This is a genomic window from Streptomyces sp. NRRL WC-3742, from assembly GCF_000720635.1.
In the GTDB taxonomy this organism is placed as follows: domain Bacteria; phylum Actinomycetota; class Actinomycetes; order Streptomycetales; family Streptomycetaceae; genus Kitasatospora.
In genome coordinates this window covers 1-902 of record NZ_JOCF01000173.1, presented here as the reverse complement: position 1 = coordinate 902, position 902 = coordinate 1, and the positions used below count along the sequence as shown (strand labels likewise).

General features: G+C 66.1%; 1 protein-coding gene. It reads left to right on the top strand.

The features are described 5' to 3' along the window. A partial coding sequence (locus tag IH61_RS0139900) for a recombinase family protein (RefSeq protein WP_158845907.1) occupies positions 1–758 on the top strand: 758 nt, incomplete at its 5' end. Between the last annotated feature and the right edge of the window lie 144 nt (positions 759–902).

Here is a 902-nt window from a genome sequence, read left to right as displayed (position 1 = left end):
ACGAGGAGGCGTCGCAGGGGAAATCGCAGCGGAAGATCACGCTGGGACTGACCGCTGACGGATGGACGGGCGCACGCGGGGGCCCCGTGCGAGTCAGCACCGTCGGCAAGATCCTCAGGAACCCTGTCTACCTCGGATGGCAGACCGTGAGCGTGAGGGGAAGGCCGCAGACCTACCTCAACGGCAAGGGGAAGCCGGTAGACGTCTTCGCCAAGGGGTTCCAGGGAATCTCGCAGGCCACGTGGGACAAGCAGCGGCGCGTCGCCGCAGGCCACGAGACGCCAGAGAAGTTCGGTGTCAAACACGACGAGTACGTTCCGCCGGAGCCGTTTCCCGTTGCCGGCATGACCTGGTGCGCCGGTGGCGGTATCGACATGGAGAAGGGGCACCGCGCCAACTCGACGTCCCACTCCTTCCGCTGCGGCCACAACCTCTCGGGCATCGAATGCCCAGAGCCGGTCGCCATCCAACGCCCTGGGGTTCTCCGAGTTGTCCTGGGCGAGTGGAAGAAGAGGCTGACCGAGAACGATCCGACCGACCCGACGATGGTCGCGGTGGCCAAGCGCTGGGTTGTGTTGCAGCAGCCTAGAGAGAGTGGGGCGGAGGCCGCCGCGAGGGCGCAAATCAAGATCGCCGAGGAGGCAGTGGCGCGGCTCGACCGCTTGAACGCAGGCGGCGCGTACCCAGGACCTGCGGGGGAGTCTTCCTCAGGAAGGCGGCAAGGGTCGGCGAACGGATCACTCCTGAGCGTGTGGTGATCATGTGGGCCAAACCCCGAGGCTGGAATCCCCCGAAGAAGGGCACGTAGCGCAAGGCGGAGGAATCCTGACCAACACAAACAAGGCCCCCGGTCAGCACTGTGCAGGCAGTGCCGGCCGAGGGCCTTCATACGCACTGGGGTC